At 70.1% G+C, this 16,615-nt stretch carries 16 protein-coding genes; 8 read left to right on the forward strand and 8 right to left on the reverse strand.

All coding sequences use genetic code 11. The features are described from left to right. Window positions 1-171: 171 nt before the first annotated feature. Together R4823_RS26440 and R4823_RS26445 are read left to right on the forward strand one after the other, a co-directional pair. Entirely contained in the window at window positions 172-1,140 is a 969-nt protein-coding gene (locus tag R4823_RS26440; protein WP_338616716.1) for a tripartite tricarboxylate transporter substrate binding protein, read from the forward strand. A gap of 8 nt (window positions 1,141-1,148) precedes the next feature. Next, on the forward strand, window positions 1,149-1,571 hold the full coding sequence (locus tag R4823_RS26445; protein WP_338616717.1) for a RidA family protein: 423 nt from the start codon (window positions 1,149-1,151) through the stop codon (window positions 1,569-1,571). Here R4823_RS26445 and R4823_RS26450 read toward each other — a convergent pair. After that, complete coding sequence (locus R4823_RS26450) at window positions 1,553-2,236, reverse strand: Crp/Fnr family transcriptional regulator (protein WP_132979528.1); 684 nt, start codon at window positions 2,234-2,236, stop codon at window positions 1,553-1,555. The two genes, R4823_RS26445 and R4823_RS26450, sit on opposite strands and share 19 nt — an antisense overlap. Before the next feature lie 113 nt (window positions 2,237-2,349). On the opposite strand from R4823_RS26450, the gene R4823_RS26455 reads away from it, so the two are divergent. Beyond that, entirely contained in the window at window positions 2,350-3,627 is a 1,278-nt protein-coding gene (locus R4823_RS26455) for a cyclopropane-fatty-acyl-phospholipid synthase family protein (RefSeq protein WP_132979527.1), read from the forward strand. Here R4823_RS26455 and R4823_RS26460 read toward each other — a convergent pair. The 6 genes from R4823_RS26460 to R4823_RS26485 form a co-directional block, all read right to left on the reverse strand. Next, complete coding sequence (locus R4823_RS26460; protein ID WP_087838056.1) at window positions 3,608-4,345, reverse strand: sulfite exporter TauE/SafE family protein; 738 nt, start codon at window positions 4,343-4,345, stop codon at window positions 3,608-3,610. The genes R4823_RS26455 and R4823_RS26460 overlap by 20 nt on opposite strands. Before the next feature lie 13 nt (window positions 4,346-4,358). Then, a complete protein-coding gene (locus R4823_RS26465; protein WP_087838057.1) occupies window positions 4,359-5,606 on the reverse strand; it encodes an FAD-dependent oxidoreductase in 1,248 nt (415 codons plus the stop codon). Further along, on the reverse strand, window positions 5,603-6,931 hold the full coding sequence (locus tag R4823_RS26470) for a M28 family peptidase (protein WP_132979526.1): 1,329 nt from the start codon (window positions 6,929-6,931) through the stop codon (window positions 5,603-5,605). The genes R4823_RS26465 and R4823_RS26470 overlap by 4 nt, the downstream gene beginning before the upstream one ends. Further along, window positions 6,928-7,599 (reverse strand): dienelactone hydrolase family protein, encoded by a 672-nt coding sequence (locus tag R4823_RS26475; protein ID WP_087838059.1) that lies wholly within the window; start codon window positions 7,597-7,599, stop codon window positions 6,928-6,930. Before R4823_RS26475 ends, R4823_RS26470 begins: the two co-directional genes overlap by 4 nt. Before the next feature lie 44 nt (window positions 7,600-7,643). Next, window positions 7,644-8,561, reverse strand: a complete 918-nt coding sequence (locus R4823_RS26480) for a tripartite tricarboxylate transporter substrate-binding protein (RefSeq protein WP_338616721.1) — start codon at window positions 8,559-8,561, stop codon at window positions 7,644-7,646. A 129-nt stretch (window positions 8,562-8,690) separates the two neighbouring features. Further along, window positions 8,691-9,632: a LysR substrate-binding domain-containing protein gene (locus R4823_RS26485; RefSeq protein ID WP_165963118.1), complete on the reverse strand. Its 942-nt coding sequence runs from the start codon at window positions 9,630-9,632 to the stop codon at window positions 8,691-8,693. A 162-nt stretch (window positions 9,633-9,794) separates the two neighbouring features. On the opposite strand from R4823_RS26485, the gene R4823_RS26490 reads away from it, so the two are divergent. The 5 genes from R4823_RS26490 to R4823_RS26510 are packed head-to-tail and all read left to right on the forward strand — an operon-like array spanning window position 9,795 to window position 14,898. Next, the gene (locus R4823_RS26490; RefSeq protein ID WP_132979523.1) at window positions 9,795-10,832 is read left to right on the forward strand and encodes a glutamate cyclase domain-containing protein; all 1,038 of its coding nucleotides are present in this window, start codon (window positions 9,795-9,797) and stop codon (window positions 10,830-10,832) included. A gap of 24 nt (window positions 10,833-10,856) precedes the next feature. After that, on the forward strand, window positions 10,857-11,834 hold the full coding sequence (locus tag R4823_RS26495; protein ID WP_338616724.1) for a tripartite tricarboxylate transporter substrate binding protein: 978 nt from the start codon (window positions 10,857-10,859) through the stop codon (window positions 11,832-11,834). 25 nt (window positions 11,835-11,859) lie between these two features. Beyond that, window positions 11,860-12,636, forward strand: coding sequence for an aspartate/glutamate racemase family protein (locus R4823_RS26500; RefSeq protein WP_243724476.1), 777 nt, complete (start codon window positions 11,860-11,862; stop codon window positions 12,634-12,636). A gap of 36 nt (window positions 12,637-12,672) precedes the next feature. Next, a complete protein-coding gene (locus R4823_RS26505) occupies window positions 12,673-13,632 on the forward strand; it encodes a LysR family transcriptional regulator (RefSeq protein ID WP_132979522.1) in 960 nt (319 codons plus the stop codon). Window positions 13,633-13,665: 33 nt separating this feature from the next. Then, window positions 13,666-14,898, forward strand: coding sequence for a cystathionine gamma-synthase family protein (locus R4823_RS26510; RefSeq protein WP_087838066.1), 1,233 nt, complete (start codon window positions 13,666-13,668; stop codon window positions 14,896-14,898). On the opposite strand, the gene R4823_RS26515 is transcribed toward R4823_RS26510, so the two are convergent. Then, entirely contained in the window at window positions 14,895-16,595 is a 1,701-nt protein-coding gene (locus R4823_RS26515; protein WP_087838067.1) for an ATP-binding protein, read from the reverse strand. The two genes, R4823_RS26510 and R4823_RS26515, sit on opposite strands and share 4 nt — an antisense overlap. Window positions 16,596-16,615: the final 20 nt, after the last annotated feature.

Here is a 16,615-nt window from a genome sequence, read left to right on the forward strand (position 1 = left end):
GGACTCCCCGTTGAACATGCATGCGCGCGCCAGGAACGCGCGCGGCGGGTATCGCCTGCCCCGCATTTTTTCACCCCTGGCCCCTTCCAGGCAAACGCCGTGCGTTAACCAGTTAACCGACAGCCCCGCGGTCCCCCCGCAGAATGGCGTCATTCAAGGTGGAGACTTGCGATGACTATCCTGCGTACCACACTGGCCGCGCTGCTGGCCCTGGCCGCGACGCCCCCGGCCACGGCGGCCGATTTCCCGGCCCACCCCATCAATCTGATCGTTCCTTTCGCCGCGGGCGGCACCACCGACCTGCTGGCCCGCACCGTGGCCGGCGGCATGAGCCGGCAACTGGGCCAGGCGGTGGTCGTCATCAACCGCCCGGGCGCCGGCACGGTGGTGGCCGCGCAATCGGTGGCCAAGGCGCCGGCCGACGGCTACACGCTGCTGGTTGCCAGCAACGCCACCCTGGCGATCAATCCCCTGCTGATGAAGGACGTGGGCTACTCGCCCACCGACTCCTTCGGCCACGTCTCGCTGCTGGGCACCGTGCCCAACGTGGTGGTCGCCCGCCCCGATGCCCCGTGGACCACCCTGGCCCAGGCGCTGGACCAGGCGCGCGAGCGCCCCAAGGGCCTGGCCTATGGCTCCATGGGCGCCGGCACCTCGAACCACATCGGCATGGAGCTGGTGGGCCTGCAACGGTCGGCCACCCTGCTGCACGTGCCCTACAAGGGCAGCGCGCCGGCGCTGGTGGACCTGATGGGCGGCAACGTCGACGTGGTGGTGGACACGCTGGCCGCCACGCTGCCGCAGGTGCGCGCCGGCAAGCTCAAGGCCCTTGCCATCCTGAGCGCCAAACGATCGCCGCTGGCGCCCGAGATCGGCACCGCGCAGGAGCAGGGCGCGGGCGAGGTCGACCTGTATTCGTGGTTCGGCATCGTCGCGCCCGCCGGCACGCCGGCTCCGGTCGTCGAGCGCCTGAACGCCGCCGTGCGCGCGGCGCTGGCCGATCCCGGCGTCGCGGCGACCCTGAAGCAGGCCGCCATCGAGCCCGCGGGCTCGACGCCGGCCGGGTTCGCCGAGTTCGCCGCGCGCCAGCGCGAGCTGTATGCCCGTATCATCGAACGCACCCGGATCACGCTCAACTGACGCCCGCCATGCACCCCTACGTCTCGTTCATCAATCCCGACCGCCTGCCCGCCCCGAACGGCTTCACCCACGTCGCCATCGCCCCGGTGGACCGGCTGATCGTCGTCTCGGGCCAGGTGGCCTACGCGCCCGACGGCAGCATCGTCGGCAAGGGCGACCTGGCCGCCCAGACCCGGCAGGTGTTCGAGAACCTGGCGACGGCGCTCGAGGCCGCCGGCTCGGCGCTGGCCTATGTTGTCAAGCTCAACTACTTCGTGCGCGACCTGACCGAGGAAGCGGTGGCCACCATACGGCGCGTGCGCGCACCGTACCTGGACGCGGACCGGCCGCCGGCCAGCACGCTGGTGGGCGTGGCCGCGCTGGCCAAGCCCGACCTGCTGCTGGAGGTCGAGTGCCTGGCGCTGCTGCCGCCTCAGTACCCGTCCGAATAAAGCCGGGCCAGCCTGGCCACGTCGGGCACGCGCAGCCCGCCGCGCCTGCGCAGCACCAGGCCCGCGCGCTCCAGGGCTGCCAGCCGCAGGCTGGCCCAGGTGCGGCTGATGCCTGCCATCTTGGCCAGGTCCGCGCGCGTCACGCCCGCTATCTCGGCGCCATGCCCGTCGTAGCCGGGATCGGCCAGCGCCAGATCATGCAGGATGCGCGCCAGTTTCGCCGTGGCCGAATCCAGTACCCTGGGGCCGGCTCGCGCGATGCTGTGGGTCGCCAGCATGGCGGCCACGCGCGCCACGTTGATGGCGAAAACAGGCACGGCTTCCATCAGCGCAAGCAGGTCTGCCCGCTCCATGGCCAGCAACGACGCCGGCTCCAGCGCCTCGCACGAGATCGCGCGGGGCTGGTCCAGCAGCGTGCTCAGCAGCCCCAGGGTCTGCCCGGACGTCCAGACGGCGGTCGTGAACTCCTCGCCCGACTGCGCCAAATGATAGGTGCGCAACCGGCCCGCCCGTATCACCCACAGGCGCGGGCTGGGGTCCCCCTGCGCGAACAGGCCCTGGCCGCGCGCCAGTTCGCGTGCCGTCATGCGGTCGAGCACGGCCCGCGCCTGCGTATCGGACAGGCGCTCGAACAACAGCGAGAAGGCGGTATGGGGCAATGCCATGGCGCATTCTTCTTGCCGCCCGCGGAAAAATCAACCGCACCCGGTTCCCCGGGGATTCATTACACTGGCCGCGTAGCAGCACCCTGTCCTGTCGACCCATCGCGGAAACCACGATGCTTCAAACGTACGCGGAACGCTTGCTTGCCAATACCCTGGAAGACCTGGTCCGGCGCGGCATGCTGGATGTCACCCTGCCCGACGGCCGCCGCCTGGCCTTCGGCGACGGCACCTTGCCGCGCGCCGCCATCCGCTTCACCGACACCCGCGCCGTGCTGGCGCTGCTGATGGACCCCGACCTGCGCCTGGGCGAGCTGTCCATGGACCAGCGGCTGGTGGTCGACGAAGGCAGCATCTACGACGTGCTGGAACTGCTGCTGCGCGATGCCGACGCGGTGCGGCCCGGCGTCATGGTGCGCGTGCTGGACGCGATGCGCATGTCGATACGGCGCTTCCTGCAGAACAACCGCCCGGGCCGCGCGCGCGCCAACGTCGCCCACCACTACGACCTGGACGACCGCCTGTACTCGCTGTTCCTGGACGAGCAGCGGCAGTATTCCTGCGCCTATTTCGAGCACCCCGGGCAAGACCTGGAATCGGCCCAGCGGGCCAAGCAGCGCCACATCGCGGCCAAGCTGCTGGTCGAGCCCGGCCACCGCGTGCTCGACATCGGCTGCGGCTGGGGCGGCATGACGCGCTACCTGGTCGAGGTCGCCGGCGCCGGGCACGCCACCGGCATCACGCTGTCCGAGGAACAACTGAAGGGCGCGCGCGAACTGGCCGCCCGCACCGCCCATCCCCAGGCCTACGACTACCGCCTGGAGGACTACCGCGCGACGCCCGGCCGCTTCGACCGTATCGTGTCGGTGGGCATGTTCGAGCACGTGGGCGTGGGCTATCACGACGCCTTCTTCCGCAAATGCCACGAACTGCTGACGGACGACGGCGTGATGCTGTTGCATTTCATCGGCAACTCCGACGTCCCGGACTTCAACAATCCGTGGATAGAGAAGTACATCTTCCCCGGCGGCCACATCCCGTCGCTGTCGGAATTCACGCCCGCCATCGAACGCTCGGGCCTGGTCGTCACGGACATCGAGGTGCTGCGCCTGCACTACGCCAGTACGCTGCGCATCTGGCGCGAGCGCTTCCTGGCGCGCCGGGCCGAGGCCGTGGCGCTGTACGACGAACGCTTCGCCCGCATGTGGGAGTACTACCTGTCGATGTCGGAAACGGCGTTCCGCTACCAGGACATCGCCATCTTCCAGGTGCAACTGGCCAGGCGCCAGGAAAGCGTGCCGCTGACGCGGGACTACGTGGGCGAGCGGGAAGCCCGGCTGCGGGAAGCCGAGGCGCGCGCGGTCCTGCCGGGCCTCACGCCTTCAGGAACATGAACGCACTCATCGACACGCCCACCAGCACCACGATGGCCCGCATCACGACGGCGGGCACGCGGCGCGCCAACCGTGCGCCCGCGAATCCGCCCACCGTCGCGCCCACGGCCATCACGCCCGCCTCGCGCCATTGCACGAGCCCGCCGGCCACGTAGACCACGACGGCCACCACGGTCAGCACGCCGGACAGCAGGTTCTTGAGCCCATTGAGGGCGCTGAAATCGCCGCGCTTGGACATCCCGAACAGGGCCAGCAGCATGATGCCCACGCCGCCGTTGAAGTAGCCGCCATACAGGCTGACGGCGAAGAGGCCCGCCGCCGCCGCACCGGAAGACAACATCCGCCCGCGCGCCGCCCTCAGCATGATGGGCGCGCACAGGAACAGGGCGGTGGCGAACAGCAGCAGCCAGGGCGCCACGTTCCGGAAGACGGCGCCCGAGGTCCACAGCAACAGCAGTGCCCCCGCGCTCCCGCCCGCCAGCGCGATGCCCGACAGGCCCGCGAGCGAGCCGGATTCCGACCGCGCGATGTCGCGCCGCAGCGCCCAGGCGCCGGTCACATAGCCGGGCAGCAGCGCCAGCGTGCCGGTGGCGTTGGCAACCGCCGCGGGCATGCCCACGGAGACCAGGGCCGGGAGCGTGAGGAAGCTTCCCCCGCCCGCCGCGGCGTTGAGCATGCCCGCGCCGAAGGCGGCCGCCAACAGCAGCAGTTCCGACATGTATCCCCCCGGATCACCTGAGGCGCAGGCTGCGCAGCGGCGCGACGGCGCGCATGTCCACGCGCGGGTCGCGGCCGCTCGCCACGTCGGCGATGATGCGTCCGGTCAGCGCGGCCAGCGTCACGCCCAGATGGCCATGGCCGTAGGCCAGCAGGACGTGGGGCGCGGCCGGGGCCGTCCCCAGGATGGGACGGCTGTCGGGCACGGAAGGGCGCGGCCCCACCCATTTCGATACCGGTTCGGCATCCACTCCCTGGACGAAGCGTTCGAGTCCGTCGAACACCGGCGCCGCGCGCACGTGATCGGCCGGAGCATCGGCGTGCGTGAATTCCGCGACGCTCGCCATCCGGATGCCCGCCGCCATGGGCGTCAGCGCGACCTTGCGTTCCACCATCAGCACCGGCATGCGCAGCGGACTGCTGCCCGGCGCCAGCATGACGTGATAGCCGCGCTCGGCCACCAGCGGAATGTCCACGCCCAGCCCCCGCGCCAGCCGGTGGGACCAGGCGCCGGCGGCCAGCACCACGCGGTCGGCGCGCAGGCGCCCGTCCCGGGTCAGCACGCCACCGGCATCGATGCCGGTGGCCTGGGCGCGCACGATGCGCCCGCCCAGCGCCTCGACCCGGGCGGCCAGGCGCCGGGCCAGCATCAGTGTATCGGTGACGTATCCCATTCCCGGTATCGACATCGCGCCGCCGATGCGATCGGTCAGCGCGGGCTCCATGGCCCGCGCCTCGTCCACGTCGAGCGGCGTGCACGCGACCCCCAGGCTGCGCCGCAGCTCGTAGGCCCCCTGTGCCGCGCGCAGCGCCGCCTGCGACCCGAACACGTGCAGGGCGCCGGACCGGCGCACCAGGTCGTTGCCGCCGATGTCGTCCAGCACGGGCTGCCAGGCCTCCCAGGCCTGCGCCAGCATCGCGGCCGTGGCATGGGTCCCGACGCGCGCGCGCTCGGCGGTGCCCTGGGCGATGAAGCGTGCGAACCACGGGAGATGCCGGGCGGCATAGCCGGGCCGCACAATCAGCGGGCCCCGGGGATCGCGCAGCATCCGGACCGTCTGCCCCAGTATGCCGGGCGTGGCCTGCGGGAAGATGGAAGCGATGGCGATGTGGGCGGCGTTGCCGAAGCTCGCGCCCTCGCCCACGCCGCCGCGATCGATGACCGTCACGTCGTATCCGTCGCGCTGCAGGGCATGGGCGCAAGCCAGGCCCACCAGCCCCGCGCCCAGCACCACGATCGAACCGCGTGCCGATGCGCTCATGCGCCGCCTCCGGGCGCCGGTTCGTTGCGCAAGCCGCCCAGGCTGTCCGCGCGCAGCGCGCGCCACAGCACGCCCGCGGCCAGCACCGTGGCGCCGCGCAGATGGCCCTGGTCCACCAGCGCCCTCGTATCGGCGGGCGTCAGCAGCAGGCGCAGCGCGCTGTCGGGTTCGTCGAAGCCGGCGATCAGGCGCAGCGCGGGAATGCCCCAGGCGGCGAAGTTCGCGTGGTCGCTATTGGACATGAGCGGCAGATGGACGCCCAGGTCGCCTCCGGCCAGCGACGCCCCCGACCGGGCGAACCCGCCCAGCCGTTCGAAGCCCGACGTCAGCGCGGTCAGGCGCGGCGATCCCGCCAGCGAGTCGAGATTGACGTTGAGCGCCATCGCCGCGCGCCGCGCTTGCGGCAGCGCCGCCAGCCACTCGCGCGAGCCGTTCAGCGCCCATTCCTCGGCGCTGAACAGGCACACGGTCAGGCCCCGGCGCATGACGTGCATCCGCGGCGCGAACGCCCGGGCCAGCGCCATGGCCGCCGCCACGCCGGTCGCATTGTCCAGGGCGCTCTCGGCCAGGGGATGGCCGTCGATGTGGGCGGACAGCACCACGCGCTCGTCCGGGTGAGCGGCCTGCCCGGCCGGCAGGTCGAGCACCAGCGTGTCGGTACGCGCCTGCGGCAGGTCTTCGCCGCCGATGCACAGGCGGACGCGCGCCCCGGGCTGCCGCAGCGCCAGCCCGGCCTCGGCCGAGATGCCCATGGCCGGGATGCCCGGCCCGCCCCCTCGTCCCGAGGATCCCGACACCGGGCCTATTCCGGCCTCGGGCTGCACGACCAGCAGCGCGGCGGCGCCCGCCTGCTGCGCCGCGGCCAGCTTGACCCGGCGATGGACCGTCCGGGTGGAAAAGGGGTATTCGTGCTGCACCATCACCGCGTGCCCGCGCACCGCGTCGCCCGCGGCGGTGATCATGTCGGGCGTTCCGCGTCCCAGGTCCAGCACGGGCAGTTCGATGCCCTCTTCCGGCGTGAACGCCGTCCCCAGCAGCGGCACGGCCTCCAGTTGCCGGCCATCGGGCAGGCGCGTCAGCACCGCATGGTCGCACCGCCACCCGGCGTAAGGCGTGGACTCGCGCGCGACCGTTCCGAAAACGCTCAATTGCTGTTCGCACCAATCCTGCGCGGCGCGTTCGCTGGCGGTGCCCGCCATGCGTCCGCCATGCCGGCACAGGGCCTGGAAATCGGTCCACAACTCCTCGTCCCGCCGAAGGCGCGCGGCGACCTCGTCGAAGGCCGCCTGTTCGGCTGCCTGCGCGCCGATGTCGTCGCGCGTCATGCCAGGTGCTCGCCAAGGAAGTCCAGCGTACGCTGCTGTGCCAGGGCCGCCGATTCCGCGTGGTAGAGGTCGCGCTGATCGCAGTTGAAGCCATGTCCCGTGGCATAGAAATGCACGGCCACCTCGGGCGCGGCCCGGCCCGGCTCCATCATTTTTTCCTTGGACACCAGGTGATCGCGCTCGCCCCAATGCAGCATCATGGGGATGCGCGGCGTCGGCTCGATCACCGTTGGAATGGCGTTGCCGTAGTACGAGACCGCACACGCGAATCCCGTGCCGCGCCCCGCCGTCACCCATGCCGCGGTACCGCCCCAGCAGAAGCCGACGATGCCCACCTTGCCCGCCTGGGCCGCGAACGCGCCGGCGGCCTCGATGTCCTTGACCGCATCGTTCCAGTCGATCAGCTTCATCAGGGCCTGCCCCTTGCGGACGTCGTCGTCGCCGTAGCCCAGGTCCAGCCCGGGCTCCACCCGGTCGAAGACACTGGGCGCGATCGCGAGATAACCCCATCCGGCATAGCGGTCGGCCACGCTGCGTATGTGGCTGTTCACGCCGAAGATCTCGGGCAGGATGACGACGCCGGCGCGGGGCGTGCCCGCCGGCCGGGCCACGTAGCCGTCGAATTCGAAACCGTCCGCCGCGGTCAGGCGCATCCGTTCACCACTCATCTTGTATCCTCCTTGTTCTCACGAACACCTGTTGGTGCCGTCCATCAATCCACTTTGATACCGGCCCGCGTGGCCACGTCGCGCCAAGCGGCGAATTCCTTGCTCATCAGGCCGGCGAAGGCCGCCGCGTCGCGCGTCGACGGCGAGATGCCCAGCGCCGCGAAGCGTTCCACGATGGCGGGATCGCGCATGGCCGCCGCCACCGCCTTCGCGATGCGGGCCGAGATGTCGGCGGGCAGCCCCGCCGGCGCGATCACGCCCCACCAGTTCAGGACGTGCACGCCCTGCACCCCGAGGCGGTCGAAGGTGGGAATCTCGGGAAAGTCCTTCAACGGCTCGGGCGAGGCGACGGCCAGCGGCCGCAGGCGGCCGCTCTTGACCAGCGGCATGCCGGAAGCGGTGCTGGTGAAGATGGCATCGACCTGCCCGGCGATCGTCTCGTTCATGGCGGGTCCCGATCCACGATACGGCACGCTCACCAGCGTGGTCTTGGTGCGCAACTGCAGCAGTTCGGCCGCCAGGTGGCCCAGCGAGCCGGGGCCGGCGTTGGCGATGTTCACGGGGCGATCGTGCGCCTGCTTCAGGAACGACGGCAGGTCGGCCGCCCCCGAGGCCGGCACGAACAGCACCAGCGGCGCGGAGCCCACCTGGGCGATGGTGGAGAAATCCTTGGCCACGTCGTAGCCGGGCGACGTCTGGCGCACCGCGGCGTTGAGCACCAGCGCCACGTCGGCCAGCATGATCGTGTAGCCGTCCGGGGCGGATCGCGCCAGTTGCGTGGCGGCGATCGCCGTGTTGGCGCCGGCGCGGTTGATGACGACGACCGATACGCCCAGCTGCTTCTGGAGTTGCGGGGCCAGCGCCCGGACGACGATGTCCGAGGCGCCGCCGGGCGCGTAGGGCACGACGAACTCGATGGGCCTGGAGGGATAGGAATCGGCCAGGGCGGGGGCGGCAGCCACGGCGCCAGCCGCGCCCGCGATGCAAAGACGGAGAATGGAAAGGACGCGCATGTCACGGACGCCTGGAAGAATGAGAGGCGCCACATTAAGTTCCGCTCCGGGGAGGGTCAAACGAAAACTTCGGGACCCTCATTCCGCCATGGAATACCCCGAATCCAGGTGCTTCTGTATGCGCATCTGCGTCGCTTCGGCCTCGGGCAGCATCCAGTCCAGGAACCGGTCCCGGGCGGCGCCATGCCCGGCGCCGGTGGGCAGCACGGCGTGATAGGCGTACCGCGTCCGCACGCATTCGCCCAGGGGCCGCACCAGACGGCCGCTTTCGAGCTGGTCCAGCACCAGGAACAGCGGGCATATCGCCACGCCCAGCCCGGCCACCACCGCCGGGATCAGCACCGAGAACCCTTCGAACAGCAGGCCGGTGCCGGCGCGAGGCGTCCAGGCGGGCGCCGCCGCCGCGCTCCATTCCCTCCAGTCATAGCCCCGCTGCGCGCGGTGCAGCGCGGGCAGTGCCTGGACCTGCCGCAGCGTGGCGCGCGTGTCCCCCAGCAGATCGGGGCTGGCCACCAGCGCCATTTCGCGCCCCAGCAGGCGGATCGCCCGGGCATCGGGCCATCGTCCTGCGCCGACCCGGACCTCGACGTCGAAGCGCTCGGTCACCGGCGAGAAATCCGGCAGGCGCGGGCGGACCGCCAGGCGCGTGCCGGGCGCACGCTCGCGGAATCCCGGCAGGCGGGGAATGAGCCAGTACGACGCGAAGGCCGGGGACGCGGATATCTCCACCGCGGTGGCGGGCGCCTTTTCCCCGGCTACCTCCTGCGCGATCGCCCTGCCCTCCTGCAGCATGGCCAGCGCATCGCCGGCGTGCGCAAGATAGGCGTGGCCGGCGGGCGTCAGCGCCAGCAGCTTTCCCGAACGCACGAACAGCCGGCAGCCCAGTTGCTCTTCCAGCGCCTGAACCTGCTTGCTGACGGCGCTCTGGGTCAGGCACAGCGTATCGGCCGCGCGGGTGAAGCTGTTGCAGCGGGCGACTTCGATGAACGCGCGCAGGACCGGTATGGAAGGAATGTTCATGGTGTAGGACGCGAGCCGGAAAGCCGCCCCGGGGCCGTCGAACGCAGCCGCGGCGCCGCATAACATTTGCTTATCGATCGCGCCGAGAATTCGATTATGCCCCCGGACGCGAGACGACTCAGAATGGCTCCAGTCTAATCCAGAGCCATCCGGGAGCCTCCGATGCCCGACATCATCGGCGAGTACGTCGACCGCCTCGTCACGGTCGAGATGCGCAACCGCGCAATGAACCACAACATCATCGGCCCGATCTACGACCGGGCGCGCGCCGAAGGCGGCGGACGGCCGATCAGCGCGCGCGCCGCGCAGGCGCTGTTCGACCGCGTGCGGCCCGGCGACCGCGTCCTGATCGTGACCGGCGCCGGCTACGCGCCCGAGGCGCCCAACGGCGAGAGCGACGGCCCGCCCGGCGCGGCGGCCCTCGCCCATGCACTGTTCTGGGGCTTGCAGGCGGTGCCGGTGTTCGTGACCGAACCCTGCCACGCCCCCCCGGTCGTGGCCAGCAGCCAGGCCGCGGGCATCATGGTGCGCGACTACGCGCTGTGCCGCGACCGCAGGATGGGCGCGGCGCTGTCCACCTCGCCCGAGCGGCAGGACGAAGTACCGGACTGGGCCGCGGCGCTGCTGGACGACTGCCAGCCCCGGGCCATCGTGTCGATCGAACGCCTGGGGCCCAACGAGCACGGGCTGATCCACTATTCCACGGGCGTGCGGCCGCAGGAGTGCGTCGACCTCTCGCCGCTCTTCACGCAGGCCGCGCGGCGCGGGATCCTGTCCATCGGCATCGGCGACAACGGCAACGAGATCGGCTTTGGCCGGATCTTCGACTTCATGAAGTCCTTCCACCCCTACGGCCGGCGTTGCCAGTACGAAGGGGGAGTGGGCGTGCCCACCACCGTCGCCACCGACATCTTCCTGCCGGCCTCGATCTCCAACTGGGGCGCCTACGGCCTCTGCGCCATGCTGGCCTTCCTGTGCCGCCGGCTCGACGTCCTGCATACGCCGGCCATCGAACGCGACGTCCTGCGCGCCTGCCTGGACGCGGGTGGCTGGGAGATGCGCTATTGCACCTCGCGCTTCATCGTCGACGGCACCGAGGGCGAGAGCTCGATGGCGATCATCCAGCTTCTGCGCGACATGGTGCGCGTCAACATCGCGCCGCCCGACCGCGGGCTGTCCCACGGCACGCTCGACCGCTAGATTTCCCTACTTCGGAGAACCGACATGTCCGCTTCGTTCAGGCGCATCGCCGCCTGCCTTTCCCTCGCGCTGGGCGCGCTCGGCGCCGCCCACGCCCAGTCGCCCGCGGCCTCCTCCGGCCGGCCGCTGCGCATCGTCGTTCCCTACGCCTCGGGCGGCCTGGCCGACATCACGGCGCGGCTGTTGTCCGAGCACCTGGCCGCGCGGCTGCACCAGCCCGTGGTGGTGGAAAACAAGCCGGGCGCCAACGGCGCCATCGGCACCGCCCAGGTCGCCAAGGCCGCGCCCGACGGCAACACGCTGGTGTACGTCGTCAGCTCGCACGTCTTCGGCCGCGCCCTCATCCCCGACCTGCCGTTCGATCCCATCAAGGATTTCGCGCCCGTCACGCTGGCGACGCGCACCGCGATGGTGCTGGTGGCCTCGCCCTCGCTGCCGGTGAACAACGTGCCGGAACTGGTGGCCTACGTGCGCGCCCGGCCGAACCAGCTCGCCTTCGCCTCGGCCGGCAACGGCAGCAATGTCCACGTATTCGGCCAGTGGTTCGCCGACCTGGCCGGGCTCAAGATGACCCACGTTCCCTACAAGGGCAGCGCGGCGGCGCACATGGACCTCATCGCGGGCCGCACGCAGATCGTGTTCGATACGCTGGGCGCGGTGCAGCCGCACGTGGCCGCGGGCAACCTCAAGATCCTGGCCGCCGGCGCCGAACGGCTCCCGAAGTATCCGGACATCCCCACGGTGGCCGAGGCCGGCTATCCCGGATTCCGCGCGGAGTCCTGGGGCGCCGTGCTGGCGCCCGCCGGCACCCCTGCCGCCCGCATCGACCAGCTCAATCGCGAGATCGTCGCGGCACTGAACCTGCCGGAGGTCCGCAAGCGCCTCGAGGACGCCGGCGCGCAGGTGGTCGGCAGCACGCCCGCCGAACTGGGCCAGACCCTGGTGGCCGAGGAGAAGAAATACGGAGATCTGATCCGCCGCATGGGGATACGGCTCGAATGACCCGGAAACCAGAAGGAGCATGTCCATGAAGGCCGTTTCCCTGTACGCGCCCTATGGCTGGAAGGCGAAGATCGGCCTGATCGTCCCATCCACCAACACCATCAACGAACCCGAGTTCTGGCGCATGGCGCCCGAGGGCGTGGGAGTGTTCACGGCCCGGGCCATGCTGCTGGGCAGCATGACCCAGGAATCCTACGTCGCCATGGCCGAAGCGACCCGGACGGCTGCGGACCAGCTGGCCACGGCCGAGGTCGACATCGTCGCCTACGGCTGCACCTCCGGGTCGTTCATGTGCCCCATGTCCGAGATCGTGGCGGACATACGCCAGCGGGCAGGCGCGCCGGCGCTGGCCGCCTCGGGGGCCGTGGTCGCCGCGCTGCGGGCGCTGGGCGTGCGCAACGTGGCCGTGGCCACGCCCTACGTGGAATTCGTCAACCGGCGCGAGCGGGAATTCCTGGAGGAGTACGGCTTCCGCGTGGCCTCGCTGCACGGCCTGGAACTGGGAGAGACGCAGGAGGAACGCCGCGGCATCGGCCGGGTCCCTCCCGAGGCCCTCTACCGGCTGGCCCGCCTGGCCGACCGCCCCGAGGCGGACGCCGTGTTCATTTCCTGCACCAACCTGGCTTCGCTGGGCGTGGTGGCGGCCCTGGAACGCGACCTGGGCAAGCCCGTCATCACCAGCAACCAGGCCTGCTTCTGGGCATGCCTGCGGCGCCTGGGGCTGAACGATGCGATCGGGGGCCATGGAAGGCTGCTCGAATCGTGCCTCGCGCCTATCGACGATTCGGCCTTCGAAGTATGATCGGCGCGTCCGAGCATCGATAACCGCATCGCCACCTTGGCACGCCCGCTGAACTTCCGCCAGCTCGAAGCATTCCGCGCCGTCATGCTGACCGGCAGCATGACGGCCGCCGGCCACGCGATGTCCATTTCGCAGCCCGCGGTCTCGCGGCTGATCCACGATCTCGAGCACGAGCTCAGGCTGGTGCTGTTCCAGCGCCAGGGCATACAGATCATTGCGACCGAAGCGGCGGTCCGGCTGTACAGCGAGGTGGAACGGCACTTCTCGGGCGCCGACCGGATCCGCGAGGCCGCGCGCGCGATCCGGCTGTCGACGGCCGGCTATCTGCACGTGGGGACGATGCCGAACCTCGCCTCGCATTGCCTGCCCGAGGCCATCGGCCTGCTGCTGCGGCACCACCCCGACGTCGTCGTTTCCGTCCATCCCGACAGCTCGATCAACCTCGTTTCCATGCTGCTCCACGCGCAGCTGGACATCGTGTTCGGCACGCTGCCGCCCGATCCGAGCGGACTGGAACACGACCCCTTTCCCTCGACCCAGGCGGTCTGCGTCATGCCTGCCGCCCATCCTCTCGCGCGCAAGAAACGGGTCACGGTCAACGATCTCGACGGCCAGGACTTCGTCGCGCTGGGCCAGGCGAGCCGCCAGCGCATCCAGCTCAACAATGCGGTGCTGGCGGCCGGGGTACGGCCCAACATCCGCGTCGAGACCATGCACTCGTCCTCGGTGATCGGCTATGTGAGCCGCGGGATAGGGATCGCGGTCATCGACCCCATCGCCGTCATAGGCCACCACACGCCCAAGGTCGCCATCCGCCCCTTCACCCCTACGATATCGCTGGACTTCTCGGCCGTTTACCGCCGCAACGTGCCCCGGCCGGATGCCGCCGCCGCGCTTACCCGGGCGCTCGGGCAGGTGGTGCAGGAGAAGCTGGGGCAACTGGGCGCCGGGATCCCTGCGCGCCGCCCGCCGCGTGACGGGCAAGGATTAAAATGACGGCCCCCTCCCTAGATAGTCCCAGTCCAGATCATGTCCGAAGGCTTCACCACCCGCATCCTGCATAGCGACCGCCGCGGCTCGGTCGAGCATGGCGCCCTGCACAAACCCATGCACACCGCCTCCGCCTTCGGCTATGGCGACGCGCAAACCCTGGTCGACGTGTTCCAGGGCCGCAATCCGGGATACTCGTACGGCCGCCAGGGCAACCCCACCACCGCCGCGCTCGAGGCCAAGATCACCGAGATGGAGGACGGCATCGGCACCGTCTCCTTCTCGACCGGCATGGCCGCCATCGCCGCGGTGCTGACCACTCTGCTGCGCGAAGGCGACCACGTGGTCTCCAGCGGCTTCCTGTTCGGCAATACCAACAGCCTGTTCGCGACGATGAAGGGGCTGGGCGTGGAAATCGACTTCGTCGATGCCACCGACGCCGCCAACGTCGAGCGGGCGCTGCGCCCCAACACCCGCCTGGTGTTCGTCGAGACCATCGCCAATCCCCGCACGCAGGTGGCCGCGCTGGCCGAGATCGGCGTGCTGTGCAAGGCCCGCGGCGTGCTGTACGTGGTCGACAACACCATGACCTCGCCCTACCTGTTCCGTCCCAAGGCGGTCCAGGCCGACCTGAGCATCAACTCGCTCACCAAGTACATCTGCGGCCACGGCAACGCGCTGGGCGGCGCGGTCACGGACACCGGGCTGTTCGACTGGACCGCCTATCCCAACATCAGCCCGTCGTACCGCAACACCAAGCCGGCCATGCAGGGCCTGCAGCAGATCAAGAAGAAGGGCCTGCGCGACATGGGCGCCACCCTGGGTTCGGAGGCCGCCCACCGCATCGCGGCCGGCGCCGAGACCCTCAGCCTGCGCATGGAGCGCGCCTGCTCGACCGCCGCCGCGCTGGCCGCGCAACTGGCCGCCCATCCCAAGGTCAAGCGCGTCTATCACCCCAGCCTGCCCGACCACCCGCAGCACGAGCGCGCGCGCGCCCTGTTCAAGCGCGGCGGCGCCTTGCTGGCCTTCGAGCTGCTGGACGGAATCGATCCGGTGCATTTCCAGAACCAGTTGCGCGTGGTCATCTCGGCCACCCACCTGGGCGACAACCGCACGCTGGCCATCCCGGTGGCACAGACCATCTATTGGGAAATGGGCCCCGAGCGGCGGCGGGAGATGGACATCGCCGATTCGCTGATACGCGTTTCGGTCGGCATCGAGGATCCCGAGGACCTGCTGGGCGACTTCGCCCAGGCCTGCGACGCCGTCTAGGGCCTGGTCCCGCTAAAAGGAGGCTCGCCAGGAACGGGCCGCTGGCCCGCGGCGTCTTCGTTCACGCCGCGTATCGCCGCGATCAGCGTCGCGGCCCGGTAGGGCTTGGTCACGTGGGCCTGGAAACCGCTTGCGAGCGCCCGCCTGCGGTCATCCTCGCGCGCCAGGGCGGTCACCGCCACCGCGCGCAAGGCCGCGCCGTCCAGGCCCATGCCCTTGCGCACCGACTCGATCAACTGATAGCCATCCATGCCCGGCATGCCTATGTCGGCCACCAGCGCGGAATAGAAACCGGCCCCGCGCTCGGCCAGTTCCTCGAGCGCGGCGTAGGCCGAGGTCACGCCCGTGACCTCGGCGCCGTACTCGCGCAGCAGGTGGGTCAGGTACTCCAGCATGTCCGGCTGGTCCTCCACGGCCAGGATGAGCTGGCCCGCCAGGCTGTCGGCATGCAGCAGGTCCCCCTTCTCGCCCTGGATGTCGCCGGTCTCGGAAGCGATGAGCGGCGACCGGTACACGGGCAGGCTGACCGTGAAGCAGGCGCCGCGGTTCATGCCCTCGCTCTCGGCCCACACTTCGCCGCCGTGCATTTCCACCAGCTGCTTGACGATGGACAGGCCCAGCCCCAGGCCGCCGTAGCGCCGCGAGGTCGAACCGTCGGCCTGGCGGAAGCGGTCGAACAGGTGGGGCAGGAAATCGGGCTCGATGCCCACGCCGCTGTCGGCCACCGAGATCTCGAACCGCGTATCGGTACGGCGAGCCGCGATGCTGATCCGGCCGTTGGGCGGCGTGAACTTGATCGCGTTGGACAGCAGGTTCCAAAAGATTTGTTGCAATCGCGCGGGGTCCGCCAGGACCAGGCAAACCTCGAAGCTGTGCTGGAATTCCAGCCGTATCCCCTTGCTCTGCATGGACGGCTCGCTGGACTGCACGACCCGCGCAACCTGCTCGAAGCCATCCAGGGGTTCCAGGTCGAGCTTGATCTTGCCCAGGAAGATCGCGCTCATGTCGAGCATGTCGGAAATCAGCGTGGCCTGGGTGCGGGCGCTTTGCAATATGGTCGAGAGGCCCTTGCGCAATTGCTCGTTGTCGGGCGCCCGCTTGAGCAGCAGCTGGCTCCAGCCGATGATGACCGACAGCGGTGTGCGCAGTTCGTGCGACAGCGTGGCCAGGAATTCGTCCTTCATGCGGGTGGCGGCCTCGGCGTCGTGCCGGGCGGCGCGCTCGGCCTCCAGCAACTGCTCGCGCTGTGCTTCCATGACGTAGCGCTCGGTGATGTCGCTGAACAGCACGGCGACGGTCGCCTCGTCGGGTTCCCCCAGGCGGAACGCATAGACGTCGAACCAGCGCTCCAGCGTTTCGGCATGATGTTCGAAGCGCGCCGGCTGGCCGGTCAGCGCGACGTCGCCATAGATCTGGTACCAGTGTTCCTCGTGGTCGGGAGACAGCTCCCGCATGCGCTTGCCCAGCGCATGGCGCAGGCCGGTGTGGGCCTCGAAGGCGGGATTGATCTCAAGGAAGCGATAATCGACCGGCTTGCCGTTGTCGAAGATCATCTGCAGGACGCAGAATCCCTGGTCGATGGATTCGAACAATTGCCGGTAGCGGTCCTCGCTGCGCCGCAAGGCGTCAGCGGCGGCCTGGTCGTCCAGGCGGCGCTGGCCCCGGAACCTGTAGGACGCGATATCCCACGGCTGCATACGCGTCGTTGCTCCCATCC

It is taken from the genome of Pigmentiphaga sp. CHJ604 (genome assembly GCF_036972535.1).
GTDB classification, from domain to species: domain Bacteria; phylum Pseudomonadota; class Gammaproteobacteria; order Burkholderiales; family Burkholderiaceae_B; genus Pigmentiphaga; species Pigmentiphaga daeguensis.

Coding starts and splice junctions, on each gene's coding strand:
- R4823_RS26440 (WP_338616716.1), top strand. CDS start 172: ATGACTATCCTGCGTACCACACTGGCCGCGCTGCTGGCCCTGGCCGCG.
- R4823_RS26445 (WP_338616717.1), top strand. CDS start 1,149: ATGCACCCCTACGTCTCGTTCATCAATCCCGACCGCCTGCCCGCCCCG.
- R4823_RS26450 (WP_132979528.1), bottom strand. CDS start 2,236: ATGGCATTGCCCCATACCGCCTTCTCGCTGTTGTTCGAGCGCCTGTCC.
- R4823_RS26455 (WP_132979527.1), top strand. CDS start 2,350: ATGCTTCAAACGTACGCGGAACGCTTGCTTGCCAATACCCTGGAAGAC.
- R4823_RS26460 (WP_087838056.1), bottom strand. CDS start 4,345: ATGTCGGAACTGCTGCTGTTGGCGGCCGCCTTCGGCGCGGGCATGCTC.
- R4823_RS26465 (WP_087838057.1), bottom strand. CDS start 5,606: ATGAGCGCATCGGCACGCGGTTCGATCGTGGTGCTGGGCGCGGGGCTG.
- R4823_RS26470 (WP_132979526.1), bottom strand. CDS start 6,931: ATGACGCGCGACGACATCGGCGCGCAGGCAGCCGAACAGGCGGCCTTC.
- R4823_RS26475 (WP_087838059.1), bottom strand. CDS start 7,599: ATGAGTGGTGAACGGATGCGCCTGACCGCGGCGGACGGTTTCGAATTC.
- R4823_RS26485 (WP_165963118.1), bottom strand. CDS start 9,632: ATGAACATTCCTTCCATACCGGTCCTGCGCGCGTTCATCGAAGTCGCC.
- R4823_RS26490 (WP_132979523.1), top strand. CDS start 9,795: ATGCCCGACATCATCGGCGAGTACGTCGACCGCCTCGTCACGGTCGAG.
- R4823_RS26495 (WP_338616724.1), top strand. CDS start 10,857: ATGTCCGCTTCGTTCAGGCGCATCGCCGCCTGCCTTTCCCTCGCGCTG.
- R4823_RS26500 (WP_243724476.1), top strand. CDS start 11,860: ATGAAGGCCGTTTCCCTGTACGCGCCCTATGGCTGGAAGGCGAAGATC.
- R4823_RS26510 (WP_087838066.1), top strand. CDS start 13,666: ATGTCCGAAGGCTTCACCACCCGCATCCTGCATAGCGACCGCCGCGGC.
- R4823_RS26515 (WP_087838067.1), bottom strand. CDS start 16,595: ATGCAGCCGTGGGATATCGCGTCCTACAGGTTCCGGGGCCAGCGCCGC.